This is a genomic window from Xanthomonas euroxanthea (assembly GCF_903989455.1).
Classification (GTDB): Bacteria; Pseudomonadota; Gammaproteobacteria; order Xanthomonadales; family Xanthomonadaceae; genus Xanthomonas; species Xanthomonas euroxanthea.
In genome coordinates this window covers 3209594-3234935 of record NZ_LR861803.1, presented here as the reverse complement: position 1 = coordinate 3234935, position 25342 = coordinate 3209594, and the positions used below count along the sequence as shown (strand labels likewise).

22 protein-coding genes are annotated in these 25342 nt (G+C 68.9%); 12 read left to right on the top strand and 10 right to left on the bottom strand.

Annotated elements, in window-relative coordinates:
• Positions 1 to 134 precede the first annotated feature (134 nt).
• From holA to H7A86_RS13530, 4 genes are all read left to right on the top strand, one after another.
• The gene (gene holA, locus H7A86_RS13545; RefSeq protein WP_104581906.1) at positions 135 to 1163 is read left to right on the top strand and encodes a DNA polymerase III subunit delta; all 1029 of its coding nucleotides are present in this window, start codon (positions 135 to 137) and stop codon (positions 1161 to 1163) included.
• Positions 1164 to 1342: 179 nt separating this feature from the next.
• Complete coding sequence (nadD, locus tag H7A86_RS13540) at positions 1343 to 2026, top strand: nicotinate-nucleotide adenylyltransferase (protein ID WP_232099338.1); 684 nt, start codon at positions 1343 to 1345, stop codon at positions 2024 to 2026.
• Between the two features lie 57 nt (positions 2027 to 2083).
• Positions 2084 to 2494, top strand: a complete 411-nt coding sequence (gene rsfS / locus H7A86_RS13535; protein WP_024939731.1) for a ribosome silencing factor — start codon at positions 2084 to 2086, stop codon at positions 2492 to 2494.
• 11 nt (positions 2495 to 2505) lie between these two features.
• A complete protein-coding gene (locus tag H7A86_RS13530; RefSeq protein WP_119131266.1) occupies positions 2506 to 3621 on the top strand; it encodes a J domain-containing protein in 1116 nt (371 codons plus the stop codon).
• A 198-nt stretch (positions 3622 to 3819) separates the two neighbouring features.
• Here the strand turns inward: H7A86_RS13530 and H7A86_RS13525 are convergent, their stop codons facing one another.
• The gene (locus tag H7A86_RS13525) at positions 3820 to 5361 is read right to left on the bottom strand and encodes an alkaline phosphatase PhoX (protein WP_119131267.1); all 1542 of its coding nucleotides are present in this window, start codon (positions 5359 to 5361) and stop codon (positions 3820 to 3822) included.
• A gap of 121 nt (positions 5362 to 5482) precedes the next feature.
• Here H7A86_RS13525 and rlmH point away from each other — a divergent pair, with 121 nt between their 5' ends.
• A complete protein-coding gene (rlmH, locus tag H7A86_RS13520) occupies positions 5483 to 5953 on the top strand; it encodes a 23S rRNA (pseudouridine(1915)-N(3))-methyltransferase RlmH (protein ID WP_016903756.1) in 471 nt (156 codons plus the stop codon).
• Positions 5954 to 6190: 237 nt separating this feature from the next.
• On the opposite strand, the gene H7A86_RS13515 is transcribed toward rlmH, so the two are convergent.
• Positions 6191 to 6799, bottom strand: coding sequence for an energy transducer TonB (locus tag H7A86_RS13515; protein ID WP_425509756.1), 609 nt, complete (start codon positions 6797 to 6799; stop codon positions 6191 to 6193).
• On the opposite strand from H7A86_RS13515, the gene H7A86_RS21070 reads away from it, so the two are divergent.
• A complete protein-coding gene (locus H7A86_RS21070; RefSeq protein WP_232099352.1) occupies positions 6687 to 6926 on the top strand; it encodes a hypothetical protein in 240 nt (79 codons plus the stop codon). The genes H7A86_RS13515 and H7A86_RS21070 overlap by 113 nt on opposite strands.
• A 236-nt stretch (positions 6927 to 7162) precedes the next feature.
• Here the strand turns inward: H7A86_RS21070 and H7A86_RS13510 are convergent, their stop codons facing one another.
• Positions 7163 to 7897 carry an SIMPL domain-containing protein gene (locus tag H7A86_RS13510; RefSeq protein WP_104581909.1) on the bottom strand — a complete coding sequence of 245 codons (735 nt, stop codon included), beginning with the start codon at positions 7895 to 7897 and terminating at the stop codon, positions 7163 to 7165.
• Between the two features lie 122 nt (positions 7898 to 8019).
• Here H7A86_RS13510 and H7A86_RS13505 point away from each other — a divergent pair, with 122 nt between their 5' ends.
• The 3 genes from H7A86_RS13505 to H7A86_RS13495 all read left to right on the top strand — a co-directional run bounded on the left by H7A86_RS13505 (position 8020) and on the right by H7A86_RS13495 (position 14187).
• Positions 8020 to 8592 carry a Maf-like protein gene (locus H7A86_RS13505; RefSeq protein ID WP_119131268.1) on the top strand — a complete coding sequence of 191 codons (573 nt, stop codon included), beginning with the start codon at positions 8020 to 8022 and terminating at the stop codon, positions 8590 to 8592.
• On the top strand, positions 8592 to 10091 hold the full coding sequence (rng, locus tag H7A86_RS13500; protein WP_104534149.1) for a ribonuclease G: 1500 nt from the start codon (positions 8592 to 8594) through the stop codon (positions 10089 to 10091). The genes H7A86_RS13505 and rng overlap by 1 nt, the downstream gene beginning before the upstream one ends.
• 169 nt (positions 10092 to 10260) lie before the next feature.
• Entirely contained in the window at positions 10261 to 14187 is a 3927-nt protein-coding gene (locus H7A86_RS13495; protein WP_119131269.1) for a YhdP family protein, read from the top strand.
• 120 nt (positions 14188 to 14307) lie between these two features.
• Here the strand turns inward: H7A86_RS13495 and H7A86_RS13490 are convergent, their stop codons facing one another.
• Complete coding sequence (locus H7A86_RS13490; RefSeq protein WP_119131270.1) at positions 14308 to 15063, bottom strand: DUF6065 family protein; 756 nt, start codon at positions 15061 to 15063, stop codon at positions 14308 to 14310.
• Between the two features lie 99 nt (positions 15064 to 15162).
• On the opposite strand from H7A86_RS13490, the gene tldD reads away from it, so the two are divergent.
• Entirely contained in the window at positions 15163 to 16608 is a 1446-nt protein-coding gene (gene tldD, locus H7A86_RS13485; protein ID WP_119131271.1) for a metalloprotease TldD, read from the top strand.
• A 256-nt stretch (positions 16609 to 16864) separates the two neighbouring features.
• Here the strand turns inward: tldD and yjgA are convergent, their stop codons facing one another.
• Complete coding sequence (yjgA, locus tag H7A86_RS13480; RefSeq protein WP_104648048.1) at positions 16865 to 17443, bottom strand: ribosome biogenesis factor YjgA; 579 nt, start codon at positions 17441 to 17443, stop codon at positions 16865 to 16867.
• A 118-nt stretch (positions 17444 to 17561) separates the two neighbouring features.
• Between yjgA and pmbA the strand changes: the two genes are divergently transcribed.
• A complete protein-coding gene (gene pmbA, locus H7A86_RS13475; RefSeq protein ID WP_119131272.1) occupies positions 17562 to 18929 on the top strand; it encodes a metalloprotease PmbA in 1368 nt (455 codons plus the stop codon).
• Between the two features lie 90 nt (positions 18930 to 19019).
• Positions 19020 to 19484, top strand: a complete 465-nt coding sequence (locus tag H7A86_RS13470; RefSeq protein WP_164739140.1) for a DUF4870 domain-containing protein — start codon at positions 19020 to 19022, stop codon at positions 19482 to 19484.
• A 70-nt stretch (positions 19485 to 19554) separates the two neighbouring features.
• Here the strand turns inward: H7A86_RS13470 and H7A86_RS13465 are convergent, their stop codons facing one another.
• From H7A86_RS13465 to H7A86_RS13445, 5 genes are all read right to left on the bottom strand, one after another.
• Complete coding sequence (locus tag H7A86_RS13465; protein ID WP_104581915.1) at positions 19555 to 20643, bottom strand: M35 family metalloendopeptidase; 1089 nt, start codon at positions 20641 to 20643, stop codon at positions 19555 to 19557.
• A 412-nt stretch (positions 20644 to 21055) separates the two neighbouring features.
• Complete coding sequence (locus H7A86_RS13460; RefSeq protein ID WP_119131273.1) at positions 21056 to 21931, bottom strand: polyprenyl synthetase family protein; 876 nt, start codon at positions 21929 to 21931, stop codon at positions 21056 to 21058.
• Complete coding sequence (locus tag H7A86_RS13455; RefSeq protein WP_104581917.1) at positions 21932 to 22195, bottom strand: exodeoxyribonuclease VII small subunit; 264 nt, start codon at positions 22193 to 22195, stop codon at positions 21932 to 21934.
• Positions 22196 to 22226: 31 nt separating this feature from the next.
• Positions 22227 to 23522, bottom strand: coding sequence for a tRNA lysidine(34) synthetase TilS (tilS, locus tag H7A86_RS13450; protein ID WP_119131274.1), 1296 nt, complete (start codon positions 23520 to 23522; stop codon positions 22227 to 22229).
• 91 nt (positions 23523 to 23613) lie between these two features.
• On the bottom strand, positions 23614 to 25320 hold the full coding sequence (locus tag H7A86_RS13445) for an alkaline phosphatase family protein (protein ID WP_104581919.1): 1707 nt from the start codon (positions 25318 to 25320) through the stop codon (positions 23614 to 23616).
• Between the last annotated feature and the right edge of the window lie 22 nt (positions 25321 to 25342).

The following is a 25342-nucleotide window of genomic DNA, read 5'->3' as shown; positions in this document are numbered from 1 at the left end:
TCCGGAACTGGCGTGCGCCAGGCGCATGTCGCGCTTGCCGCGCGCTGGCCATGCCGCGACGGCCGCCGCCGACGCGGTCTTGTCGGTAACGGTCCAGTCGCGCGTGTTCTCGTAGTTATGGAACTTCCGTAGTCATGGAACTTCGTCCAGAACAGCTGGCCGGCCAGTCCAACCAACCGTTGCAGCCGGTGTACCTGATCGCCGGCCCGGAAACCTTGCGGGTGCTGGAAGCGGCCGATGCGGTGCGCGCACGGGCGCGTGCCGAAGGCATCAGCGAACGCGAGGTCTTCGATGCCGACGGGCGGGAGTTCGACTGGAACCAGCTGGATGCGACCTTCAACGCGCCCAGCCTGTTCAGTCCGCGCCGGCTGGTGGAAGTGCGCCTGCCCAGCGGCAAGCCGGGCAAGGACGGTGCCGAGGTCATCACCCGCTTCTGCGCCAACCCGCCGCCGGATGTGGTGCTGTTGATCACCGCCAATGACTGGAGCAAGGCGCACCAGGGCAAGTGGGCCGATGCGGTCGGCCGCATCGGCACCATTGCGGTGGCCTGGGCGATCAAGCCGCACGAGCTCTCCGACTGGATCGAGCGCCGCCTGCGCAGCCACGGCCTGCGTGCGGACGCTGCCGCCGTGCAGCGCCTGAGCGAGCGGGTGGAAGGCAACCTGCTGGCCGCTGCACAGGAAATCGACAAGCTGGTGCTGCTTGCCGATGGCAAGGTGCTGGACCTGGAGGCGATGGAGTCGCTGGTCGCCGATGCCGCGCGCTACGACGTGTTCCGCCTGGCCGAAACCACGTTTTCCGGGCAACCGGCCGCAGTGATCCGCATGCTGGCCGGCCTGCGCGCCGAAGGCGAGGCGGTGGCCGCACTGATGCCGATCCTGATCAAGGAACTGCTGCGTACCGCGGCCCTGGCCAAAGTGCAGGCCAACGGCGGCAACCTCGCTGCCGAAATGAAGGCGCAAGGCCTGTGGGAATCGCGCCAGGCGCCGTTCAAGCGCGCGCTGCAGCGGCATCCCGAGCCACGTCGCTGGGAGCGCTTCGTCGCCGAAGCCTCGCGGGTCGACCGCATGGCCAAGGGCCGCGCCGACGGCGACCCCTGGGTCGGCCTGGAACGCCTGCTGGTGGCCGTGGCCGAAGCCCGCGCGGTGAGATTGCTGGTGTGAACGCCGGCGATGCCGCCCCCGGAGACCGCGCCTGCGTCGAGGATGCGCGACCCGTCTGCCCACGCAGCGCACCCCCCGGCCAGGCCACAGCTGCGGCCACCCCCGGCAGCGCGGCCCACACCTCGCCGCCTACCAACGCCCACCCGGCAGCGCCGAACCCGCGCTCTTCCGATTCCCCAATCCCGACTCCCGACTCCCGGCTCCACCTCTACTACGGCGGCACCTTCGATCCCATCCACCTGGGCCACCTCGCCATCGCCTGCGCCGCGCGCGACGAGCTGGGCGCGCGGGTGCATCTGGTACCGGCCGCCGACCCACCGCACCGCCCCGCGCCCGGCGCCACCGCTGCGCAGCGCGCCCGCATGCTGGAGCTGGCGCTGGCCGACACGCCCGGGCTGGTGCTGGACACCCGCGAACTGCGCCGCGCCGGCCAGGGGGGCGCGCCGTCCTACACCGTCGATACCTTGCGCGAACTACGCGCCGAACTCGGCCCCACGACACCGATCGCCTGGCTGCTCGGTGCCGATGCCTTCGTCGGGCTGGGCAGCTGGCATCACTGGCAGGCCTTGTTCGAACTGGCGCATTTCGTCGTTGCCGAGCGTCCAGGCGCACCGCTGGATCTGGGCCAGGCGCCGCAGCTTGCCCAGGCGGTGCAGGGCAGGTGGACTGCCAGCGCCAGCGAACTGGGCACTGCCCCGGCCGGCCGCCTGTGGCGGTTGCATCAGCCGTTGCGCGGCGAATCGGCCAGCGCCGTGCGCGCGCGCATCGCCGGCGGCAGCGACTGGCAGGCGCTGGTGCCGGCGTCGGTGGCGGCCTTCATCGTGCACGAAGGCCTGTACGGCGATGCGCTGCCGACTCGCTGAACACGCAGCCGGCCGGACCGGCCTATAATTCACGCCAATTCCATCGAGTTACCCGCTTTGACCACCCAAGCCCAAGTCATCAAGACCTCCATCCCGAATCCGCCGCCGTCCGTGCCGGCCCTGCTGGCCACCGTGCGCGAGGCCGTGGAGGAGCTGAAAGCCAAGGACGTGGTCGAGATCGATGTGCGCGGCAAGTCCAGCGTCTGCGATTACATGGTGGTCGCCTCGGGTACCTCGACCCGCCATGTGAAGTCGATCGCCGAAGAAGTGGTCAAGTTCGCCAAGCGTCTTGATGTCATGCCGCTGGGCGTGGAAGGCGAGCGCGAGGCCGAGTGGGTGCTGGTGGACCTGGGCGATGTGGTGGTGCATGTGATGCTGCCGCGCGTGCGTGAGTTCTATGCACTGGAGCGCCTGTGGACAGTGGGCGACCAGCGTCCGGACGACGCGGACGCCGACCCCGAAGAGTGAGTGAGCCGGGCATGCCGCGCAATGCCCGACCCCCGACCGATGCGCCTGCCACGCAGGCGCTGCAACAGCTGCGCAGCCAGGCCGGGCAACCGTCCGGCGCGCCGCTGTCGCCGGCACGCAAGCGCTTCGACCGCCTGCTGCGCGACCTGGAACGGCATCGCGCCGACCTGCAGGCCTGGCACCTCGCGCGTTCGCAATGGCGCGAGCGTTACCACACCCAATTGCAGCCCTTGCTCGACCAGCGCCGCGCGGCCGACATTGCGCTGGTCGAAGCGCTCGACCGCGCGCATGCCACGGTCAAGCTGGGCAAGGCCGATCGCGCCTTCCTGTCCGAGTTGCTGTGCGACGTCGCCGCCCCGCTGATCGAGGCCGGCCACGAGGCACTACGCCCGATCTACGATCGCCACAGCGCCGTCGGTTACGACCAGGAAGTGGCCGAATCCGATGCGCTGATGAAGCAGATCCTCGGCCAGGCCTACGGACTGGATGCCGACGAGCTGGATGGTATCGAGTCGCCCGAGGAGCTCTACGAGCGCGTCAGCGAGCGTCTGCAGCAGCAGCGCGCGCAACACCAGCAACGCGGTACGCAGCGGCGCAAGCGTGCCCAGAAGCAGGCGGTGGGGGAGAGTGCCGAGCCGCCGCCGGTGCGCGAGCTGTATCGCAAGCTGGCCGGCAATCTGCATCCGGACCGCGCCAGGGACGCCGACGACCACGCTGCGCGCACCATCCTGATGCAGCGGCTCAACGCCGCCTACAAGGCCGGCGATCTGCTGGGCCTGCTCGAACTGCAGGCCGAGATCGGCCTGATGGACGCACGAGGCGTGGACGCGATGAGCGCCGCGCGCCTGCAGGACTACAACCGCGAACTGGACCGGCAGTGCAGGCAGTTGCAGCAGCAGCTGCAGCAGCAGTCGGACGAGTTTTGCGCCGAATACGGGCTGGAGCTGGCAGCGCGACCCAAGCCCGAGCGACTGGGCCGGTTGATGGCCCAGCTCAAGCGCGAGCTCGAGGACGACCTGATGGCGGCGCACCGGGGCTTGCGCGAGCTGGAAGATCCGCAATCGCTCAAGCGCTGGTTGAAGCTGCAGCGCGCCATGTCCGACGCGCCCGACGCGCCCTGGTTCTGACCACGGTTCCGGGTGTCGTGGTCCGGCTGCACACGCGCCACTGCGGGTGCGTGCGCGTGCTGTGCGCAGCCTCGGTTGGACATGCTGCCAGTCATGCAGGCCAGGCGCCTGCATGCACGGGGTTCGGCCAGTGACAGGGGCGCTGCCGAACGGCTGATCCGTTCGGCAGCAGGGGCGGACCGGCGTGGGGGCAGGGGCTTACAACGGCCCGCGCTCCCACGGCCCGGTGATCGCCAGCGTGATGCCCGGCGTCTGGATGTTGACGAACAAGGTGCGCGCCAGCGGGTCCCAGCAGGCGCCGCAGAACTCGGTATCGCGGTAGTCGCCTTCGGCGATGGTCTTGCCGGCATTGGCGATCTGCTGCGAGGTGAGCTGCACGTTGTTCTTGGCCAGGTAGAACGATTCGCCGCCGCGGGTCAGCCCGAGCAGCCGCGCGCCGGGGCCGTAGTCGTCCGGGCTCTCGCCGCCGTCTTCGCACAGCACCACGCCGCCGCGCGCGCTGACGGTGACGTTGTCCGGGTTGTGCGCGGCCAGCTGATTGCCGCTGACGAACAGGGCACTCAGGCGCTGGGTGAACAGGTCCAGCACCCACACCGCACCATTGCCGTAACCGCGCCGGCCCTGCGCATCCACGCCGGTGCTGGTGTCGACGATGAAGAGTTTGCCGTAGCTGTACCAGATGCCTTCGCCGCGGCTCATGCGCAGCGCCCCGTCTGCCCAGGCCTGCGCAAACGGTCCGCTCAGGGTGTCGTTGGCGCCGATGTCGGCAAAGCCGGCCGGCGCGGCGATGCTGTCCAGATCCGGCTCTTCGATGTCCACCCATTCCAGCTGGAACTGCTGGCCGATGCTGGCGACGGTGAGATCGGCATTGCGACGCCCGCGCACGCGTGCGGCCTGCAGGCGTCCGCCATTTTCCAGCGAGCCGTTGCGGCCACGGCGGTCGTTGGGAATGAAGCGATACAGGCCGGCCTTGTTGCGATCGTCCTCGGTGAGATAGACGATGCCGGTACGCGGATCGATCGCCACCGCCTCATGGCTGAAGCGGCCCAGTCCGACCAGCGGCCGGCCGGTGGTGCGGTGGCTGTCCGGATCCACTTCGAACACGTAGCCGTGCTTGCGGCCGGTGCTGGACACCGCATTGGTCTTGATCTCTTCGCAGCTCAGCCAAGTGCCCCATGGCGTCGGGCCGCCGGCGCAGTTGACCAGCGTGCCGCCCAGGCTCGGCTCCAGGCTGCCCCAGCCGCGGCGGCCGTAACTCAGGGTGGTGGTGCCGCCGCCGGCCAGCTGGATGCCGCTGACGAGGCCGGTGTCGTACATCGCCGGTGCGCGGAACGGCGTGGCCGCACCGCGTTCGTGGTTGCGGATCAGCACGTATTCCAGGCCGCGCAGCGGATCGCTGCCCGGTCGCCAGTCGGGCCGACGCAGGCCGACCACGGCCATGCCGTCATGGCGGTCGGGGCAGGGCTGCCCATCGTCCATGCGATCGCCGCTCCAGCCGAACGAGCGGTAGCTGAAACCGCGCGGCAACTGCAGCAACGGCAGCCCGGTGCTCTGGTCGGCGACCGGCGCGAGCGGGCCATAGCGGCTGGGCACCGGGGCCAGTTGCAATGGCGGCGAGGCGCTGTTGGCGGCCTGGGCCTGGCGCGATTGCAGCGCGCTCAAACTGCCAAGCGCACCGGCGGCCATCACGGCAGCGCTGCCCTTGAGCACCTGGCGGCGGGCGGGATCGAAAATCGGCATCGAACGACTCCTGCGGGCTGGGTAGTGCGCCGACGCTAGAAGCCCGCTGTAACCGCACCATGACACCGCTGTGATCGCCCCGGTTCCGATGCCCAAGCTGTGACGCGGATATCATGTGGCCATGAAATGCCGACTTATCGCTACCGGCGAGCGCGCACCGGCCTGGGTGGCGCAGGGCTTTGCCGAATACCAGAAACGTCTCTCGCACTGGATGCCGCTGGAGCTGGTGGAGATCGAACCCGGCCTGCGCGGCAAGGGCCGCGATGCGCAACGCGCGATCGACGACGAAGGCCGCCGCGTGCTTGCCGCGCTGCCGAAGAACGCCTACGTGGTTGCGCTCGACATCCCGGGCCGCCCGCTCAGTTCGGAGCAGCTGGCCCAGCGCATGGAGCACTGGCGCGGGCAGGGCCGGGATCTGGCGTTCCTGATCGGCGGCCCCGAAGGTCACGCTGCCGAGGTGCTGAAAACCGCCAGCGAAAGCTGGTCGATCGGCCCGCTGACCCTGCCGCACATGCTGGTGCGCCTGATCGTCGCCGAGCAGCTGTACCGCGCTGCGGCGATGCTGGCCAATCATCCGTATCACCGCGCGTAAGCGGCATGCGCGATGGCGGTAATCCGCGCGTAGCCGCTGCGCTTTCGAGATGGGTGTGCGGCAAGTAGCCGGGCGCACCCTGAACCCGATCCGCGAGACCGCACGTCGTCGTGTGCACGCGAGGCGCACTGCAACGATGCGCATGCAATAGCTGAAACCGTGGCCTTGCAGCAGCCGGCTGCGCAACGCCAGACGGTGCGGCGACCGGGCATCCGAGTCGCCGCAGGTAATGACGCATCAGTTCAACGAAAAGCTCACCGGCACCAGGCCATACGCCTGCACGGCCTGGCCGTTCTGCATCGCCGGCTGGAAGCGCCAGCTGCGCAGCACCTGGCTGCGTGCGGCCAGGTCCAGTGCACGATGACCGCTGCTGGTCTGCACGCTCACCTCGGCCGGGCGGCCATCGGTGCCGACCAACACGCGCAGCAGCACCGTGCCCTGCTGCCCGGCACGCAAGGCCGCCACCGGGTAACTGGGCGCCGGCGAGCTCAGGTAGTGCAACTGGCCTGCCTCGACCGGGCCGCTGGGTGCGGCAATCGCCGGCGCGCTGTCGGTGACTGCGTCCGTGACTGCAGGTAAGGCGACCGCTGCGTCTTCGACCACGGCCGGCTGACTGATCACCGGGGTCTGCACCGGCACCGGGACCGTGGTCGGCGGTGTGTGCGGCACCTTCGGCGTGAACTCCCGCTTGACCTTGATCACCGGCGGTGGTGGCGTCGCGATGGTGACGGGCATGACCCAGCGTTCCTTCGGTGCGGGCGGCTGCGGAACCGCCCGGTACGAGAGCGGAATCAACAACAACCCGCCGGCCAGCAGATGCAGGGCCACCGCCGTGCTCATCGCCAGGACGCGCGAGCTGTCGATGCCTGTGGATCGGGAAGAAACCTGGGATTGCGTGCGAACCATCATCCACCTCCTCAACGGAACTGCGGAAAGGACCAGCGCGACCCGGACGCACGACACCATCCGGTAGCGTAGGTTTACCGCGCCCTTTGCATGGGCACAAGTGGTTTCGAAGCGCTGGAGGTCGGCTGGCTGATTCCCCCGGTTGCCGCGATCCGCACAGATGAGTCGGCACCGCAGGCTCGTGCGGTTCGAAGGACCGGTGGCATCGCAAGGCCAGGTAACGGAACTTGCGGCGTGCCCCAAAAAAAAACTGCCCTCGAGGAGGGCAGTCTGGAAATCACACCGAACGCGATTACGGTCAGGTCAACGACCCAGCTCGAAGGTCACGTCCAGGTTGATCGACAAGGTGCTCTCGCCCGGGGCGACCTGGGTGTCCATCTCGGCCTTGGCCGAGCGCATCGAGGCGGCCATCATCATCGGGCGCACGCCGCCGCCGCTGCGGCCTTCGGAGATGCTGACGATGCGGCGCACCTTCAGGCCCAGCGACTTGGCGTAGGTGTCGGCGCGGGCCTGGGCCTTCTTCAGGGCGGCCACGCGCGCTTCGTCATAGGCGGGCTCGGGCTGGTCGACCGAGAAGCTGGGGCCGTTGATGTCGTTGGCGCCCTGGGCGACCAGTGCGTCCAGGACCTTGCCCAGCCGCGAGATGTCGCGGACCTTGAGGCTGACGGTGTTGCTGGCCTGGTAGCCGTTGATCCTGGGCGCCTCGTTCTCCTTGTAGGTGTACTGCGGGCTGAGGTTGATGCCGGTGGTCTGCACGTCCTTGTCGGCGATGCCGGCGGCCTTGATCGCGGCCATGACCTTGCTCATCTGCTCGGCGTTCTGGCGCATGGCGGCGTTGCCGTCGGCGGCCTGGGTGACCACGCCGGCCGACAGCGTGGCGATGTCCGGGATGCGCTTGGCCTCCGCCTCGGCCGACACGTTGAGCAGGGTGCCATCGTTGGGAATGGTGTAGCTCGGAGTGGTCTGGGCGTGGGCGGTCATGGCGGTTCCGGCAGCGATGGACAGGGCCAGCAACAACGGTTTGAGGGTGGTACGCATGAGATCTCCTGGTCTGTAAGGGAAGCGTGTTGCGGGTTCGATGAACATGTTGTGAGTCGAACGCGACCACTGCCGCCCGGATCGGCAAGCGGGCGAGGAGGAGCAACAGGTATGCTGGACGGATGCTCTATCTCGCCTCCCGGTCGCCGCGCCGACAAGAACTGCTGCAACGCTTGGATGTGCCTTTCCAGACCCTGCAACTGGACGTGCCCGAACTGCGCGCCGCCGACGAATCGCCTGTGCAGTACGTGCAGCGCGTTGCGCTGGACAAGGCGCGTGCCGGCCTGACGCAGGTGCAGGCAGCCGACCCCGCCGCGATCGTGCTCGGCTCCGATACCGAAGTGGTGCTGGGCGAGCGGGTGTTCGGCAAGCCGGCCGATGCGGACGATGCGATCGCCATGCTGAGCCTGCTGTCCGGGCGTACCCACCAGGTACTCACGGCCGTGGTTCTAGTCTGCGCACAACGCGCGCCGGTGCAGGCCCTGGTGGTGTCGGAGGTGACCTTCGCCACGCTCGATGCCTCACAGATCGCCGCCTATGTGGCGTGCGGCGAGCCGATGGGCAAGGCCGGCGCGTATGCGATTCAAGGTCGCGCCGAACGTTTCATCAGCCATCTGTCCGGCAGCTATTCCGGCGTGATGGGATTGCCGCTGTTTCACACCTCGCAGTTGCTCACAGCCCTCGGAGCGCATTGATGTCGGAAGAGATCCTGGTCAACGTCACCCCGCGCGAAACCCGCGTCGCGGTGATCGAGAACGGCATGCTGCAGGAGCTGCATATCGAGCGCGGCTGGCGCCGGGGCGTGGTCGGCAACATCTACAAGGGCAAGGTGCAGCGGGTGATGCCGGGCATGCAGGCGGCCTTTGTCGAGCTGGGGCTGGAGCGCGCCGCGTTCCTGCATGCCAACGACGTGGTGCGTCCGGCGCCGGCGCCGGCCAGCGTGGTCGATACCGAGGAGACGCCGATCCCGCCACCGCCGGCGGCCTCGGTGCCGATCGTGGAGCTGCTGCGCGACGGCCAGGACATCGTGGTGCAGGTGGTCAAGGACCCGATCGGCACCAAGGGCGCGCGGCTAACCACCCAGATCAGCATCCCCTCGCGCTATCTGGTGCTGCTGCCGCAGTCCAAGATCGTCGGGGTGTCGGCGCGGATCGAGGACGAGGCCGAGCGGCTGCGCCTGAAGACCATCGTCAGCGAGGTTTCGGCCCAGCACGGCGGTTTCGGCTACATCATCCGCACCAATGCCGAAGGGCAGCCGGCCGAGGCGCTGGCCGAGGACATCGCCTACCTGTCGCGGGTCTGGAACGTGGTCGAACGACGCGGCCGCGAAGCACCGCCGTGCAGCATCATCTACGAAGACCTAAGCCTGCCGTTGCGTGCGGTGCGCGACCTGATCCGCCGCGACGTGGAAAAGGTCAAGGTCGACTCCAACGAGACCTTCGTGCAGCTGCAGGCCTTCGTGGCCAAGTACATGCCGGTGCTGGCCGAGCGGCTGGAGCTGTACACCGGCGACCGGCCGATCTTCGACCTGTACGGGGTCGAGGACGAGATCGGGCGCGCGTTGAACAAGCAGGTACCGCTGAAGTCCGGCGGCTATCTGGTGATCGACCAGACCGAGGCGATGACCACCATCGACGTCAACACCGGTTCGTTCGTCGGCCAGCGCAATCTCGAGGAAACCGTGTTCCGCACCAACCTGGAAGCCGCGCAGGCGGTGGCGCGGCAGCTGCGGCTGCGCAACCTGGGCGGGATCATCATCATCGACTTCATCGACATGGACGATGCCGAGCATCGCCGCCAGGTGCTGCGCACGCTGGAAAAGGCGCTGGCGCGCGATCATGCCAAGACCACCGTGTACGAATTCTCGCCGCTGGGCCTGGTCGAGATGACCCGCAAGCGCACCGTCGAGAGCCTGGAACGGCAGCTGTCGGAAACCTGCGGCCAGTGCAGCGGGCGCGGCACCATCAAGACCGCCGAGACGGTGACCTACGAGATCTTTCGCGAGATCACCCGCGCGGTACGCCAGTTCGATGCCGCGCGGCTGCTGGTGATCGCCTCGTCGAAAGTCGTCGCCCGCATCACCGACGAAGAGTCGGCCGCGGTGGCCGAGCTGGAGGAATTCCTCGGCAAGAGCATCCGCTTCCAGTCCGACGACCAGTATCTGCAGGAGCAGTTCGATGTGGTGCTGCTGTGAGGCCGGGAATGGGGAGTCGGGAATCGGGAATGGGGGTGGAGCGAAAGGCGCTCTGCGGGGTGCCGGTGACATCTTTAGAATGGCGGCGCGCGCGGATGGATGATCGTGCGCGCGGCGCGGTTTGTGCTCCTGCGATTCCCTATTCCCTATTCACCATTCCCCGCCGTTAATGCCCACCCCGCTGCGCCGCCGTCTCCGTCTGTTTCGCCGCTATGCGATCACCGCCACTGCGCTTGCGCTGGTGGCGATCGCGTTGCTGGTGGGTGCGGCCAGCCAGGCCTTGCCGTTGGCCGAGCAGCGGCCGCAGCAGATCGCCGCGTGGCTGAGCCAGCGCGCCGGCCAGCCGATCGGCTTTGATCGCCTGCAGACCGAATGGACCCGGCGCGGTCCGCTGCTGCGGCTGGAAGGCCTGCGGATCGGCCAGCATGGCGAGGTGCGGGTCGGCCAGGCCGAAATCCTGCTGGCGATGTATGCCGGCCTGTTGCCCGGCCACTCGCTGACCGAGGTGCGTCTGCGCGGTCTGGCGCTGACGCTGCAACGTAGCGACGATGGCGTGTGGTCGGTGCAGGGCTTGCCGGCCGGGCGGCGTTCGGACCCGTTGGAAGCGCTGCGTCGCCTCGGCGAGATCCAGGTGGCCGAGGCGCGCCTGCGGGTGGCCGCGCCGTCGATCGGCGTGGACACCACGCTGCCGCGTATCGACCTGCGCCTGCGCGTCAACGGCTCGACCGTGAACGTCGGCAGCCACGCCTGGATCGACCTGCAGCGCGCACCGCTGACCACGGTGATCGCATTCGACCGCGGCAGCGGCGACGGTAGCGCGTATGCGCAGGCCGACCCGGCCGATCTGGCCGCCTGGGCGGCGTTGCTGCAGTTCGGCGGCATGCACGTGGACGGCGGCGGCGGACGCCTGCAGGCCTGGGCGCAGCTGCGCGCGCGCCGCATCAGCGCGGTCACCGTGAATGCGGATCTGCGGCAACTGCGCTTGTCCGGTGCGGCGTTGCCCGGGGAGTCCGCGCGCCGCACGCTGCTATGGGAGCGGCTGCAGGCGCGCGCACGCTGGCAGACCATCGACGGCGGTTGGCGGCTGGATGCGCCGCTGCTGCGGCTGGGCGCGGCGGCCAGGCCGCAGCGGCTGGACGGGTTGAGCGTTGCCGGCGGGCGGCGTTATGCAGTGGTGGGCAAACAGCTCGATGTTTCCGGCCTGATCGCGGCGGCGGCATTGAGCGAGCAACTGTCGCCTGGCTTGCGGCGCTGGCTGAGCCTGTCCCGACCACAGTTGCGCCTGGCCGACCTGCAGATTGCGGGCGAGCAGGGCGGCGCGGTGCGGGCGCAGGGCCGGATCGAGGAGCTGGGCTTCCTGCCGGTGGGCAGCGCGCCGGGCATCAGCGGCCTGCGTGGCCGGATCGATGGCGACGCGCAGGCGATTGCGCTCGATCCCGCCCCCGATGCCACGCTGCGCTTCGACTGGCCGGCCGGTTTCGGGGTGGTGCACGAGCTGCAGCTGGCCGGCAGCATCGTGGGCTGGCGCGACGGTGCCGGCTGGCAGGTTGCCACGCCGGCGTTGCGCGTACAGGCCAGGGACTACGGCGCCAACGTGCGCGGCGGGCTGTGGTTCCAGAACGATGGCAGCCGCCCGCGCATCCAGCTGGCCACGCAACTGGACGATGTCGCTCTGCCGGTGGCGCGCAAGTTCTGGATCCGCTCCAAGATGAGCAAGGCGGCCATTGACTGGCTGGACACGGCGGTGGCCGGTGGCGTGATCACCGGCGGCACCGGCCTGGTCAGCGGCGATCTGGACGACTGGCCGTTCGACAACAACGATGGCCGTTTCGAGGCGTTCGGCCAGATCCGCGACGGCGTGATCCCGTTCAATCCGGACTGGCCGGCGATGGAGCAGGTGCAGGCCGACCTGCGTTTCCTCGGCAACGGATTTTCCCTGCAGGGCAGGGGCGCGCTGGCCGGTGCGCCGATCGCGCGCCTGGAAGCCGGCATTCCCAGCTTCGCCACGTCAGAGCTCTACGTGCGCGCCACCACCCAGGCCGACGCCGCGCAGCTGTTTGGCATGCTGCGCAAGAGCCCGTTGGAGCAGCGCTACGGCGACACCTTGCGCAATCTGGCGGTGTCCGGCCCGGCCGCGGTGAGCTTCGATTTGCTGCGTCCCCTGCGCACCCATGGCACCGGCGGCCACCTGCAGGGCACGGTCGCGCTGCAGGGCGCCAAGCTGGCCGATGCACGCTGGAACCTGGCCTTCGACCAGGTCAGCGGGCATGCCGAGTACCGCGACACCGGCTTTGCCGCCGAGCGCCTGAGCGTGCAGCACCAGGGCCGCAGCGGCGAGTTGTCCCTGCGCGCCGGTGGCTTCGTGCAGGACCCCGCGCAGGCATTCGAGGCGCGCTTCGGCGCCACCCTGGACGCCAAGGAACTGTTTGACCGTGCGCCGCAGATGGAATGGCTGCGTCCCTACGTGCATGGCAGCGCACCCTGGCAGGTGGGCGTGGACGTACCGCTGCCGACCCCCGGCCAAGCGGACCCGCAGGCGCTGCTGACGCTGCGCTCGGAGCTGGTCGGCACCACCCTGGACCTGCCTGCGCCGCTGGACAAGGCGGCCACGCAGCCGCTGGATACGCAGGTCAAGGTGGCCTTGCCGGTGGGCGATGGCGACATCGACGTGGCCTTCGGCAAGTTGGTCGCGCTCAAGGCCAGCAGCCAGGGCAACCAGACCGGCGTGCGCGTGGTGATGGGCACCGACACGGTCAGCGAGCGTCCGCCGGCCAACGGCCTGGTGGTCACCGGCCGTACCGCCTCGCTGGATGCGATCGACTGGATCAGCCTGGCGCGCGGCAGCAGCGCGCCGGACACGCCGCCGCTGCCGGGCCAGCCGGCAACGCCGAAGACGGACGCGGTGCCGCTGCAGCAGGTGGATGTGCAGGCCGACAGGTTGCTGATGATCGGCGGCGTGTTTCCGCAGACGCGCCTGCGCCTGCGGCCGACCCGCGATGCGGTGGCGGTGACCCTGGACGGCCCGTCGCTGGCCGGCCAGCTCAGCGTGCCCAATGCCGATGGCGCCGCCGTGCAAGGCAAGCTGAGCACGGTGCACTGGCAGCCGGTGGCCGCACCGCCCGAACCGGCCGTGCCCGAGCCGGGCGACCCGCTGGCCGGTGCGTTGCCGGAGCCGGCCCGCCGTGCGGTGGCCGAGTTCGACCCGGTCTCGATCCCGCCGCTGTCGCTGGACATCGACGACCTGCAGGTCGGCAAGATGACCCTGGGCGCGGCCACCCTGCGCAGCAGCCGGTTGACCGACGGCATGCAGGTGGACCAGCTGCAACTGCGCTCCAACGACCAGAACATCGGCCTGACCGGCGCCTGGCGCGGCAAGGGCGATTCCGCCAGCACCCGGCTGTCGGCGCGGGTGGACAGCCGCAATCTCGGCAACCTGCTGCAGAACCTCACCCTGGGCGGCCAGCTGCGCGGCGGCGAAGGCCAGCTGGAACTCAACGCCGGCTGGCAGGGTTCGCCGACCGGGTTTGCGCTCGGTTCGCTGGATGGCAATCTCAAGATCGAGGTGCGCAACGGCCAGCTGCTGGAAGTGGAGCCCGGCGCCGGCCGCGTGCTCGGCCTGCTCAGCGTGGCGCAGCTGCCGCGCCGGCTGATGTTCGACTTCCGCGATTTCTTCTCCAAGGGGCTGGCCTTCAACAAGCTGGAAGGCCAGGTGCGCTTCGGCGAAGGCTTCGCGCGCACCGATGCGATCCGCATCGAAGGCCCGGCCGCCGACATCGCCATCCGGGGGCAGACCGACCTGCGCGCGCAGACCTTCGACCAGACCGTGGACGTGAACCCCAAGGCCGGCAACCTGCTCACCGTGGTGGGCGCGGTGGCCGGTGGCCCGGTCGGTGCGGCGGTGGGCGCGGCCGCCAATGCGGTGCTCGGCAAACCGCTGGGCGCGATCGGTGCCAAGACCTATCACGTCACCGGGCCGTGGAAGGATCCACAGGTGGACGTGGTGGAACGCGACGTGCGCGAGCGTGTGCCCGGCAAGCCGCCTGCAACGGGCGCGCCAACGGCGACACCAGGCACGCCCGGTCGGTCGCCCCGCTGACGCGCCCGAATGCGGGCGCGCTGGCGAGTGTCGGTGCCGGTCGTCGCGGGCGCTCAGGCCTTGCCGCAAGTGGATCGAACGCAGCACGCGCGCCAGCGGGCACGTCCCGCGCGCCGACGCTCAGTCGAGCGGACTGTCGCCGTCGCTGTCGGCGCGTACGAACATCGGCAGACGCAGGCGCGAACGGTGCCCCTGCACCGGCGCCGGGTCGGCGCCGGCGACGCCACGGAAATAGCCGCGTTGCCATTTCTCGCGCGCGGCGGCCGACTGCGCATCCGGCAGATCCTGCAGAAATTGCGTGCGGCTGCGCGTCCAGTCGGCATGCTGCTGCGCCAGTTGCGGCGCCTCGGACAAGGGTTTCCACTGCGGCTGCACCTGCTCGATCAGCTGGCGCGGCAGCGGGAACAGATGGCAGAACGGCTCGCCGGCCGCAAAGCGCACCTGCCCGGGCCGGGTGAACTTCCAGTTCATGGTGAAGGTGTACGGGCTCCAGTCGGTTTCGACCAGCCCGCTCAGGGCGCCGATGCCGTCCTTGGGCCGGTTCAACGGCCCGGTGACGAACAGATCCATGCCGGTATCGGTACGAAACAGGCAGGGCACGTGGAAGGTCAGCACGCCGTAGCCGAAATGGCTGATCGCCGGTGCCGCGGTGCCTGCATCGGCACTGATCCGGATCGCGTCCAGGCCATCGCGGCCGTCCCAGCTGGCCTCGAACCCGGCCTGGCACAGCAGCTCCCAGCCATGCGCATTGGCGATCGCCAGCGGCAGGCAGCGGTAGGCATAGCGCTGGTCGGTGGCGTCCATCCAGTCGCGCTCGTGCGGGGCGGGGCGGATGTCCAGCGTATGGCCATCCAGGACGTGGGCAATGAGCTTCATGCGCGGGCGTCGGCTTAGCGATGGGCCCGCGATGATAGCCGCGCGCCATGTTCAGCCGGACGACTTGTCTCCCTGGCGCGCGGGCCCCATCCTGACTGCATGACTGATAACGCTCTTACTCTGGCCGAAACCCGGCTGCTGCTTCCTTCCGGCCTGGACACCGGCCATCTCGACCGCACCTTCGGCGCCCTGCTGGGCCCGGGCATCGACTTCGGCGACCTGTACTTCCAGCATTCGCGACGCGAGAGCTGGAGCGTGGAAGACGGCATCGTCAAGGACGGTGCGCATTCCATCGAACAAGGCGTGGGCGTGCGCGCGATTGCCGGAGAGAAGACCGGCTTCGCCTATTCCGACGATATCCAGCGCGACGCCCTGCTGGAGGCGGCGCAATCGGCACGCGCGATCTCGCGCGAGGGCGGTGCACAATCCACCCGCTCACTGGTGCGTGGCAATGGCCGCGCGCTGTACCCGGCCACCGACCCGATCGACGACATGGACAGCGCGACCAAGGTCGAGTTGTTGCGGCGTATCGACCAGTACGTGCGCGCGGCCGATCCGCGCGTCAGGCAGGTGATGGTGAGCCTGTCCGGCGGTGTGGACACGGTGCTGATCGCGCGCAGCGACGGCGTACTGGCCGCCGACGTGCGCCCGCTGGTGCGCTTGAACGTGCAGGTGATCGTCGAACAGGGCGGACGCCGCGAGTCCGGCTACTCCGGCGGCGGCGGCCGTTACGGCTATGCCGACCTGTTCGCCGACGGCCGCCCGGAAGGCTTCGCCCGCGAAGCGCTGCGTCAGGCGCTGGTCAACCTGGAGGCGATTCCCGCGCCGGCCGGCGTGATGCCGGTGGTGCTCGGCCCGGGCTGGCCCGGCGTGCTGCTGCACGAGGCGGTGGGGCATGGCCTGGAAGGCGACTTCAATCGCAAGGGCACCAGCGTCTACGCCGGCCGTATCGGCGAGCGCGTGGCCTCGCCGGGCGTGACCATCGTCGACGACGGCACCCTGGACGGCCGGCGCGGCTCGCTCAATATCGATGACGAAGGTACGTCCACCCAGTGCACCACACTGATCGAGGACGGCGTGCTGGTCGGCTACATGCAGGACACCCACAACGCGCGCCTGATGGGCGTGGCGCCGACCGGCAACGGCCGTCGCGAATCGTTCGCGCACCTGACCATGCCACGCATGACCAACACCTACATGCGCGCCGGCGAGCACGATCCGCAGGAGATGATCCGCTCGGTGAAAAAGGGCATCTACGCGGTCAACTTCGGTGGCGGCCAGGTCGACATCACCAGCGGCAAGTACGTGTTCTCGGCCACCGAGGCCTACCTGATCGAAGACGGCAAGGTCACCGCGCCGGTGAAGGGCGCCACGCTGATCGGCAACGGCCCGGAGACCATGCAGAAGGTGCGCATGATCGGCAATGACCTGGCGCTGGACGAAGGCGTGGGCGTGTGCGGCAAGGACGGGCAGAGCGTGCCGGTCGGCGTCGGCCAGCCGTCGCTATTGATCGACGGCATCACTGTTGGCGGAACGCAGGCCTGAGATGCGGGGATTTGGGAATCGGGATTCGGGAATCGCAACGGCAGGAGCGGGATATCGCGTTTTTGAGCCTTGCGCCGCGTCGGTCTTGATGCCGCGAATCGGGATAAGAGCATCGGGAAGCGCAGCGGTAGAGGCGCGCAGCGTCTTCGGCGCGCAGGTGTCGCCGACCCAGGTTGCCGATGTTGGAAGCATGCTGCCGCGGTTGGCTGCGGCGGAGGCGCTCGTTGAGCAGTTGCGCGAATGCGGCCGCCAGGTCCTATTCGTCGTCTTCCAGATCCTGATCGTCTTCCAATCCCGAATCCCCACTCTCCAATCCCTGCGCCTGAGACAACTCGCGCAATACCTGGAACAGCTCGCGGTAGGCGCGCGGCGGCTTGTTCTTGGCGCGCTCGTGGATGGCGTTGCGCACCAGTTGACGCAGTTGCTGGCGGTCTGCCGCCGGGTAGGCTTCCAGCAGTTCGGCCAGCGCCACGTCGCCTTCGGCGAGCAGGCGTTCGCGCCAGCGCTCGACGCGGTGGATCGCGGCCACTTCGCGGCGCGCCGTGTCGCTGTTGGCATCCAGCGCATCGCGGATCGCGGCCAGCGTTTCGTCGTCCTCGCGGCGCATGTGCTTGGCCAGAAACGCCAGCTGTCGCTTGTGCGCGATATGCGAGGTGATGCGCTTGCTCTCTTCGATATGCGGGATCAGCGATTCGGGCACCGGCAACTTGGCCAGCTGCGCCGGGGTCAGCGCCACCAGCTTTTCGCCGAGGTCGAAAATTTCCAGCGCCTCGCGCCGCTGCTGGCTACGGCTGGCGCCGCGGAATTCACCGGTGTCTTCATCGCGTCCGCGCATTGCAATCCATCCAGAACAAGAAGTTATTCATCATCAGACAAGCCTGGCCATGGATCGCCGGGCTCTTGCGGAAGGACCCGCAATCAGGTCACTCGCACCATGAGACTAGGATAAAGCATTGAACGCACTCTCCTCCGAAACACCTGTCCACGACGACAGCCTGCAGCGCCTGGACGCGCTCACCGACATCGCCCAGCGCCTGCTTGAGCGCGCGCGTGCGGCCGGCGCCACCCAGGCCGAAGTGAGCTGCAGCGAAGAGCGCGGCCTGGACGTCAATGTGCGCCTGGGCGATGTGGAGACGGTGGAATCCACCCGCGACCGCGGCATCGCGGTCACCGTGTACTTCGGCAAGCGCAAGGGCAGCGCTAGCACTGCCGATCTGCAGGATTCCAGCCTGGAATCGACCGTCGCGCAGGCCTGCGCGATCGCCCGCTACACCGAAGACGATGTCGCCGCCGGCCTGGCCGACCCGGAGCTCATGGCGCGCGACTTCCCCGAGCTGGACAGCTGGCACCCCTGGGCGCTGGACGCCGACACCGCGGTGGACCTGGCGCTGGCCTGCGAGAGCGCCGGGCGCGATGCCGACGCGCGGATCAGCAACTCCGATGGCGCCTCGGCCAGCACCGGGCTCAGCCTGTCGGTCTACGCCAACTCGCATGGCTTCATCGGCCGCGAGCGCGGCACCCATCATTCGATCAGCTGCGCCTTGATCGCCGGCCAGGGAGACGGCATGCAGCGCGATGGCTGGTACAGCAGCGCGCTGGCGCGGCAGGACCTGGAGGCGCCGGAAGCGATCGGCCGCCACGCCGCCGAACGCACCCTGGCGCGGCTGCAGCCACGCTCGCTGCCGACCGGCCAGCTGCCGGTGCTGTTTGCGCCGGAAGTGGCGCGCTCGCTGGTCGGGCACCTGCTCGGCGCGGTCTCCGGCGGCGCGCTGTATCGCCGCGCCAGCTTCCTGCTCGACAGTGTCGGCAGCAAGCTGTTCCCGGACTGGTTCAATATCGAAGAGCTGCCGCACCTGCGGCGCGGCCTGCGCTCGGCCGCCTTCGACGGCGAAGGCGTGGCGACCCGGCGTTCGGCATTGATCAGCGACGGCGTGCTGCAGCGCTATGTGCTGGGCAGCTACTCGGCGCGCAAGCTGGGCCTGCAGACCACCGCCAACGCCGGCGGCGTGCACAACCTGCAGGTCACCGCCAATGCCGGCGATCTGGCGTCGATGATCGCCGGCATGTCGCGCGGCCTGCTGGTCACCGAGCTGATGGGCAATGGCGTCAACCCGGTGACCGGCGACTATTCGCGCGGCGCCGGTGGCTTCTGGATCGAGAACGGCGCGATCGCTTATCCCGTCGACGGGCTGACCATCGCCGGTAATCTGCGGGAGATGTTCGCCGGCATCGAAGCGGTCGGCACCGACGTCGATCCGCGCTCGCACGTCAAGATCGGCTCGGTGCTGCTCAACCGCATGACGGTGGCAGGCGACAGCTGAGCGCGGCTGACCAGGCTGCTGCGCCCCTCACCCGGCGCGCGCGCGTCTTGCCGCCGTGCCTGGCGGCAGCCGGCATGCGCCGCCGAGACCATGTCTTCCCGCACTGGTGGCTGGCTGAATCGTTGCTATAGTCCGCCGCACCACAACCATGCATGGGGAGACATGATGAGCGAATTCGAGTCGCACGCCGCACCGCCGCCGCCGCCGATCGGCAGCAGCACGCCGTCGGAGGAGCGCACCCTGGCACTGGCCGCGCATCTGCTCGGCATCCTGACGTCCTTCATCGGCGCGCTGGTGATCTGGCTGGTCAGCAAGGACGCCAGCCCGTCCAAGCCGTTCGCCACCGACCAGGCCAAGGAAGCATTGAATTTCCAGATCACCGTGATCATTGCCTATGTGGCTGCGGTGATCCTGACCATCGTGTCGTTCGGCATCCTGTTCTTCGTGCCGACGCTGGTGTGGATCGCCAATCTGGTGTTCTGCATCCTGGCCGCGGTCAAGGCCAACAACGGCGAGCATTACCGTTATCCGTTCACGCTGCGCCTGATCAAGTAATCCGGCGCAATGGCAATGCCACAGGCCCGGCAGCGATGCCGGGCCTGTGGCGTTTCAGGCGATGACGCGGTCAGTTCTGCGCCGGGGTGTTCTCGGCGAAGTACTCGTGGCTGTCGGCATTGGTGATCGCCTGGGCCGGGTTGCTGATCGCCAGGTTGCGCGCACCGGACTGGCCATACACGCGGTCCTGGGTGCCGGCTACCGCAGTGAAGTGGCTCATCTCGTGCACCAGCGTACCGGCCTTGGAGTCGGTGCCCTGGGTCGGCGCGCTCCAGAACGCGTTGCAGACGTAGATCTCGTACGGCGCATTGGCGTAGACGTACGCATAGGCGCTGTCGGTGCAATCGCAGTTGATGGTGATCTGGCCGTTGTTCTGGTCCAGCGCGTTGTCGATGTTGACGAAGTTCGAGCTAACCCGGCTGTAGCGCGAGGCGTTGTAGGCGCCGAACCAGGTGGTGTAGCGCGCGCCGGTGCTGCCGGCATTGAGGTAGTTGCGCGCGTTCTGCGAGTAGGCGCGGGCCGCCGTGACCGCGCTGCCGGCCTGGCTGGTGCGGGTGGTGCTGCAGTTCAGGTAATTGACGCCGTTGACCACGGCGGTGGGACCGATCGCCATCCGGCGCTGCACGCCGCGGTTGACGCCATCCAGCCACACCGTCAATGGCGCGCTGCCGGCCACCGCGGGCTTGCCATCGGCGGTCTTCAGCAGGCTGCCATCTGCCAGCGAGGCGTACTGCAGCGGCGAGCTGACCCGGATGGTGTAGTTGCCGCTGGTGGACAGGTCGTAGGCGGCAGCCAGGTCGACCACGCCCTGCACGGTCTGGCCGGGCTTGAGGATGGTGAAGTCGGCCGCCTTGGGCAGGCCGCGCTTGACCAGGCGTCCGGTGTAGGTCACCGGCGCGCCATCGCGGCTCACTTCCAGGATGCCGTTGTCCAGCGATTGCAGCGGCAGCTGGTAGGTCGGTACGCGGGCGATCTGGCTGCCGTTATTGGTGACGGTCACTGCGATCTTGCCCTGGTGTCGCCCGGCCTGATCGGCGACCGGCGCCAGTTCAATGGTCAACGGGACCGGTCCGCGCACGGACTGTGCCTGCGCCGAACCGAGCACGCCAACAACGGCCAACGTACCTGCTGCAAACGATGCGAGAAAAACGTTCTTCACCAGTGACTCTCCATGTGGTCGGGGGATGTCCGCGGACGCGGGCAAGTCAACCTAGGCAGAGCGAGCAGACGCAACAAGAGAACCGATTGATGCTGTTTTTGGCCTGCTGGTGATCAAGAAACGACAAAAGCGGACACCGATGGCGACAATTCACCCGAAAATTGCGTGGCCATCCACACTTTTCGGCCAGTTTCTGAAAATGCGCGTGTGAAAACGTATGGAAAGAGAATTTACGTTCTGTGACGCAGCACATCGCCTGCGAGGCGGTGCGCGACAAAAACGCACCGTGCGCTGGCGCACGGTGTGCGCAAGGAGCGGTGTGACCGCTTGATCGGCGCAGGTGGTGAGGTGGGACGGGGGCGGTGCACGTCCACCCGGCGTGCCGGGGAGGGTGGCCAGGCCACCGGTTGCTCTAGTGCGCGCGGTCCACCGCAAACCGGCCCAGCGTCGCCAGCGTGTCGCCGGGCGCGCCGTAGGGTTGCAGGATGTCGTGCATGCGGGTGGCCAGTTCGGCCAGCTTGGCCTTGGCGCCGTCCATCCCGAGCAGGGCGGGATAGGTGGATTTGGCTTGCGCGGCGTCCTTGCCGGCGGTCTTGCCGAGCTGCGCCGAGCTCGATTCCACGTCCAGGATGTCGTCGCGGACCTGGAACGCCAGCCCCAGTGCGTCGGCGAACGCATCCAGGCGCTGCTGATCGCCGGCTGTGGCAGCACCGGTGAGCGCACCCATGCGCACGGCCGCGCGGATCAGTGCGCCGGTCTTGAGTGCGTGCATGCGCTCGAGGTCGCGCAGCGATTGCAACTGGCCGGTGGCATCGATATCCAGCGCCTGGCCGCCGCACATGCCGGCAGCGCCCGCGGCGGTGGCCAGGCTCTGCAGCCAGCCGACCCGCAGTTCCGCACTGACCGGGGCCGCAGCCAGCAGCTCGAACGCACGCGTCTGCAACGCATCGCCGGCCAGGATCGCAGTGGCTTCGTCGAAGGCGATATGCACGGTGGGTTGGCCGCGGCGCAGGGCGTCGTCGTCCATCGCCGGCAAGTCGTCGTGCACCAGCGAGTAGGCGTGGATCAGTTCCACCGCCACGGCGGGCGTGTCCAGGCTGTCCTCGTCGGCGCCGAACAGCGCGCCGGTTGCATACACCAGCAACGGGCGCATGCGCTTGCCGCCGCCCAGCACCGCGTGCCGCATCGCCGCGTGCAGTCGTTGCGGCGCCATCGCCGGAGTGGGCAGGCAGGCTTCCAGCCGGCGTTCGGTACGGCCGATCCAGTGGTCAAACAACGCCGAACTCACTCAGCCGCCGTCCTGCGATGGCGGTTCGAAGGCTTCGGCCAGATCGGGGCGCGCGGGGTCGGTCAGCAAGCGCACGCGCAGCTCGGCCTGTTCCAGCGCCTGCTGGCAGTCGCGGTACAGACCGATGCCACGCTCGTAGGCCGTGAGCGATTGCTCCAGGCTCTGGTCGCCGACTTCCATCTTCTGCACCAATTGCTCGAGTTCTTCCAGCGACTGTTCGAAGCGGGCGACCGGGGAGGTTTCATTCAAGGATTTTTTGACCATCACCAAAGTGTGCGGCGCGCAGGCAGGCGGGTCAATTCGCATTGGCTCGGTCGCGCCAGTGCAAGGACGCGCCGTTGGCCTGCAGCCAGTGGCTCAATGCAGCCGAGAGGATGCGGTCGCCGGCTGCCAGCACCTGGCCGTCGGCCCACAGGATCGGCAGGCGCGCGCGTTGCCAGGGCGGTAGATCCAGCGCCTGCAGCAGGTGCTTGAGCCGATGCGAATGCGCGCGCTGCGGCAGCACGATGCGTTCGCCACCCTGGCGTGCGCGCACCAGCAGCGGTTGCGCGAAGCGCAGGCCGGCGGAGCCGTGCAACTGCAGGCAGGCGCCATCCGGCAGTGGCAGCGGGCTTGCGCCATCCCAGCATGCCTGCCATGACGCCGGCCAGGCGGCATGCGGATGCAGCAGGTACAGGCACTGGCGCCAGCGCCGCACCTGCACCTGTTGCCAGGCAAAGCAGGCTTGCCGATCCGGCGCGTCGTCGTCGATCTCCTGCTCCAGGGCGGCCACGCCGTGCGCAGGCAGCGGTGGCGCCTGCGCTGCAGCCACCCAGGCGCGCAGCAGCCGCGGCCGACGTGCGGCCGGCTGTGCACGCAGGATCCGCAGATCCAGCGCGCCGGTGGTGGTCAGCAGGCCGGGCAGTTGCGCGCTGTCCTCCTGCAGCAGCAGGTCGCTGGCATCGGCGCTCAAGCGCGCGCTGCGCGCCAGTGCCTCGGCAGCCTGCGGCCAACGTTGCTGCAGCACGGGCATCAGCTGGATGCGCAGGAAGTTGCGGTCGTGGCGGACATCGGCATTGCTGGGGTCTTCGATCCATCGCAGGCCCTGTGCCTGCGCATAGGCCAGCACCGCGGCGCGCGCGTGCTCCAGCAAGGGACGCCACAGCATGCCGGCCGCGAATGGACGCTGCGCGCGCATCGCGGCCAAGCCGTCCGGGCCGGAAGCGCGCAATGTGCGCAGCAGGAAGGTTTCGGCCTGATCGTCGCGATGATGCGCCAGGGCCAGCCATTCGCCGGGCGCCAGTGCCTCGGCAAACGCGGCGTGGCGTGCATGGCGTGCCGCCGCTTCCAGGCCCAGGCCGCTGTCGCGCGCGACCTGCACGCGCGCGATCTGCAGGGGGACCTGCAGGGCGTCGCACTGGCGCTGGCAGTGCGCGGCCCAGGCATCGGCATCGGCGTGCAGGCCATGATGCACATGCACCGCACGCACCCCCATCTGGCGATAACGCGACGTTGTTGCCAGCAAATGCAGCAGCACGCTCGAATCCATGCCGCCGCTGTAGGCGACCAGGACCGGGCCGGGCGGTGGTGCCGGTGGCAGCAATCCGGTCATCGATGCAGGTGGCTTGCTGCGACGCTGCATCCGGGTGCGAGCGGCGACGACTGAGTCGCCGCCGCCGCCCGCGCTGCGCGCAGCCGGCGCATCAGCGCTTGGCCGCGGTCTCGAACGTGGCCGACTGCGGCAACGTCACCGGCACGCCGGCGCTGTCGCAGGTGCCGGCCTTGCACAGGCGCTCGCGCAGGCGCGGGGTGGCCTGGACGATGACGTGGTAGATCACGTTCTCCTCCAGCGTGCCGCGGAAGGCCGCGCTGCCCGGGCCGGTGGCCCAGATGCCGACGTCTTCGCCGCCATGGCTTTCGGACTTGGTCGGCACCAGCGATTCCTGCATGTAGCTGGGCGCCTCGGTGTCGACGTGGGTCAGGTCCGGGCGGCCGGCGGCCGGCTCGCTGCTGCTGGGTTCGTGCGGGTACTTCTTGGCGCCGGCCGGCTGCGCGTTGCTGGCGCCGGTGTAGCCGGGGCCGTTGGCGTAGCTCAGCGTGGTGTAGGGCTGGCCGGCCAGGTCGGTGGCCAGTTGGGTGCGGTCGCCTTCTTCGCCGCCGGTGCCGCGCACCTTGCCCAGGATCGGGTTGCCGCGCACCGGGTAGCCGACGAAGTTGAGCGTATGCGAATGGTCGGCGGTGACGATGATCAGCGTGTCCGGCGGCGCGGTCTGCACGGCGGCGCGCACCGCATCGGACAGCGACACGGTCTCATCGAGCGCGCGGTAGGCATTGCCGGCGTGGTTGGCGTGATCGATACGGCCGCCTTCGACCATCAGCACGAAGCCGTTCGGGTCGCGCGACAGCGACTGGATCGCGGTGCGGGTCATCTCGGTCAGGCTGGGCTCGCCCTGCGCGGTGCGATTGCGGTCGTGGTCGAACTGCATGTGATCCGGCTCGAACAGGCCCAGCAGCGCGGGCGCGCCGGAGGCCGCCTGCAACTGTTGCTCGTTCCAGACATAGGCGCCCTGCGGGTGCGCCTGTTTCCATTCGGCGACCAGGTCGCGGCCGTCCAGGCGCAGCCCGACCTTGTCGTCGTACTCCGGATCGCGTTCCTGCACGGTCTGGAACTGGCTGCGTCCGCCACCCAGCACCACCTGCGGGCCACGCCCGAAGCGCGCGCTGGAAAGCAACTGCTGGGCAATATCCTGGCAGCCGGCGGTGCGGGCGGACTCGGGCAGGTCGGTATCGTTTTCCCAGTTGCGGTCCGGCGAATGCGCATAGGTCGCCGCCGGGGTGGCGTGGGTAAGGCGGGTCGTGGTGACGATGCCGGTGGCCATGCCGGCGCTGTCGGCCAGCTGCAGCCAGCTGAGCAGACCCTTGCCCAGGCTGTCGGCGCAGTCGCTGCGGTTGCCGCTGCTGACGCCGATCGCGCCCATGTGCGTTTTCACCCCGGTGGTGATCGCGGTCATGGTGCCGGCCGAATCCGGCGTTTGCGAATCGGTGTTGTAGGTCTTGCTGAAGGCGGTGGCCGGGAATTGCTCCCACGACAGCAGGTTCTCCTCACCGGGCCCGCCCTTGCGCTGGCCATCCAGGATGCGCGCTGCCGCCACCGTGGTCAGGCTCATGCCGTCGCCCAGGAACAGGATCACGTTGCGCGCGCGGCCTGCCATTGCGCCATTGCCGGCCGCGCGCGCCGCGCCCGAGCGGTACCACCATTGCGGCGTCTCGCCGGCCGGATGCGCCACCTGCGGCACCTCCACGCGCACGGCGGCAGGCGCGGATGCGCTGGTGCCGGCGCTGGAGGCGCAAGCGGCGACACACACGGTGGTCAGGGCGGCGAGGGCAGGCAGGCGGTAACGCATCGGCATCGAACTCGTGGCTGAATCGGCG

What these genes read in the sequence shown, in the direction of transcription:
- holA (WP_104581906.1), top strand. Translation starts at nt 135, where the DNA reads ATGGAACTTCGTCCAGAACAGCTGGCCGGCCAGTCCAACCAACCGTTG.
- H7A86_RS13530 (WP_119131266.1), top strand. Translation starts at nt 2,506, where the DNA reads ATGCCGCGCAATGCCCGACCCCCGACCGATGCGCCTGCCACGCAGGCG.
- H7A86_RS13525 (WP_119131267.1), bottom strand. Translation starts at nt 5,361, where the DNA reads ATGCCGATTTTCGATCCCGCCCGCCGCCAGGTGCTCAAGGGCAGCGCT.
- rlmH (WP_016903756.1), top strand. Translation starts at nt 5,483, where the DNA reads ATGAAATGCCGACTTATCGCTACCGGCGAGCGCGCACCGGCCTGGGTG.
- H7A86_RS21070 (WP_232099352.1), top strand. Translation starts at nt 6,687, where the DNA reads ATGACCCAGCGTTCCTTCGGTGCGGGCGGCTGCGGAACCGCCCGGTAC.
- H7A86_RS13510 (WP_104581909.1), bottom strand. Translation starts at nt 7,897, where the DNA reads ATGCGTACCACCCTCAAACCGTTGTTGCTGGCCCTGTCCATCGCTGCC.
- H7A86_RS13505 (WP_119131268.1), top strand. Translation starts at nt 8,020, where the DNA reads ATGCTCTATCTCGCCTCCCGGTCGCCGCGCCGACAAGAACTGCTGCAA.
- rng (WP_104534149.1), top strand. Translation starts at nt 8,592, where the DNA reads ATGTCGGAAGAGATCCTGGTCAACGTCACCCCGCGCGAAACCCGCGTC.
- H7A86_RS13495 (WP_119131269.1), top strand. Translation starts at nt 10,261, where the DNA reads ATGCCCACCCCGCTGCGCCGCCGTCTCCGTCTGTTTCGCCGCTATGCG.
- H7A86_RS13490 (WP_119131270.1), bottom strand. Translation starts at nt 15,063, where the DNA reads ATGAAGCTCATTGCCCACGTCCTGGATGGCCATACGCTGGACATCCGC.
- tldD (WP_119131271.1), top strand. Translation starts at nt 15,163, where the DNA reads ATGACTGATAACGCTCTTACTCTGGCCGAAACCCGGCTGCTGCTTCCT.
- yjgA (WP_104648048.1), bottom strand. Translation starts at nt 17,443, where the DNA reads ATGCGCGGACGCGATGAAGACACCGGTGAATTCCGCGGCGCCAGCCGT.
- H7A86_RS13470 (WP_164739140.1), top strand. Translation starts at nt 19,020, where the DNA reads ATGTCTTCCCGCACTGGTGGCTGGCTGAATCGTTGCTATAGTCCGCCG.
- H7A86_RS13455 (WP_104581917.1), bottom strand. Translation starts at nt 22,195, where the DNA reads ATGGTCAAAAAATCCTTGAATGAAACCTCCCCGGTCGCCCGCTTCGAA.
- tilS (WP_119131274.1), bottom strand. Translation starts at nt 23,522, where the DNA reads ATGACCGGATTGCTGCCACCGGCACCACCGCCCGGCCCGGTCCTGGTC.
- H7A86_RS13445 (WP_104581919.1), bottom strand. Translation starts at nt 25,320, where the DNA reads ATGCCGATGCGTTACCGCCTGCCTGCCCTCGCCGCCCTGACCACCGTG.